At 57.4% G+C, this 1,653-nt stretch carries 2 rRNA genes; both read left to right on the plus strand.

The features are described from left to right. Positions 1-74 (plus strand): 16S ribosomal RNA (locus AC07F3_RS42360); the annotation flags it as partial. Positions 75-380: 306 nt separating this feature from the next. Next, positions 381-1,653 (plus strand): 23S ribosomal RNA (locus tag AC07F3_RS42365); the annotation flags it as partial.

Raw genomic sequence — 1,653 nt, forward strand, 5'->3', positions numbered from 1 at the left:
AGGTGGGACTGGCGATTGGGACGAAGTCGTAACAAGGTAGCCGTACCGGAAGGTGCGGCTGGATCACCTCCTTTCTAAGGAGCATTTCTTACCAGGCTCTGCCTGGTCAGAGGCCATTTCGTCGGCAAACGTCCGGCGGTGGCTCGCTCATGGGTGGAACGTTGACTATTCGGCACGACAGGTTGTTCTTCACTAGTACTGCTTCGGCGTGGAACGTGCAGGGTCAGCAGGTCGGGTCGGGCACGCTGTTGGGTGTCTGAAGGCACGGGCGAAAGCCTGTTGGTCTTCGGTCGCCGGCCCCAGTGCACTCACCAGGTTCTGGTGGGGTGATGGGTGGCTGGTCGTTGTTTGAGAACTGCACAGTGGACGCGAGCATCTGTGGCCAAGTTTTTAAGGGCGCACGGTGGATGCCTTGGCACCAGGAACCGATGAAGGACGTGGGAGGCCACGATAGTCCCCGGGGAGCCGTCAACCAGGCTTTGATCCGGGGGTTTCCGAATGGGGAAACCCGGCAGTCGTCATGGGCTGTCACCCATACCTGAACACATAGGGTATGTGGAGGGAACGAGGGGAAGTGAAACATCTCAGTACCCTCAGGAAGAGAAAACAACCGTGATTCCGGGAGTAGTGGCGAGCGAAACCGGATGAGGCCAAACCGTATGCGTGTGATACCCGGCAGGGGTTGCGCATGCGGGGTTGTGGGATCTCTCTTCTGTCGTCTGCCGGCGACAGGACGAGTCAGAAACCGTTGATGTAGGCGAAGGACATGCGAAAGGTCCGGCGTAGAGGGTAAGACCCCCGTAGCTGAAACATTGACGGCTCGTTTGAGAGACACCCAAGTAGCACGGGGCCCGAGAAATCCCGTGTGAATCTGGCGGGACCACCCGCTAAGCCTAAATATTCCCTGGTGACCGATAGCGGATAGTACCGTGAGGGAATGGTGAAAAGTACCGCGGGAGCGGAGTGAAATAGTACCTGAAACCGTGTGCCTACAAGCCGTGGGAGCGTCGCTGTATGTGCTTGCACATACAGTCGTGACTGCGTGCCTTTTGAAGAATGAGCCTGCGAGTTAGCGGTGTGTAGCGAGGTTAACCCGTGTGGGGAAGCCGTAGCGAAAGCGAGTCCGAACAGGGCGTTTGAGTTGCACGCTCTAGACCCGAAGCGGAGTGATCTAGCCATGGGCAGGTTGAAGCGGCTGTAAGAGGTCGTGGAGGACCGAACCCACCAGGGTTGAAAACCTGGGGGATGACCTGTGGTTAGGGGTGAAAGGCCAATCAAACTCCGTGATAGCTGGTTCTCCCCGAAATGCATTTAGGTGCAGCGTCGTGTGTTTCTTGCCGGAGGTAGAGCACTGGATAGGCGATGGGCCCTACCGGGTTACTGACCTTAGCCAAACTCCGAATGCCGGTAAGTGAGAGCGCGGCAGTGAGACTGTGGGGGATAAGCTCCATGGTCGAGAGGGAAACAGCCCAGAGCATCGACTAAGGCCCCTAAGCGTACGCTAAGTGGGAAAGGATGTGGAGTCGCAGAGACAACCAGGAGGTTGGCTTAGAAGCAGCCACCCTTGAAAGAGTGCGTAATAGCTCACTGGTCAAGTGATTCCGCGCCGACAATGTAGCGGGGCTCAAGCGTACCGCCGAAGTCGTGTCATTC

The organism is Streptomyces sp. NPDC045846, assembly GCF_056431605.1.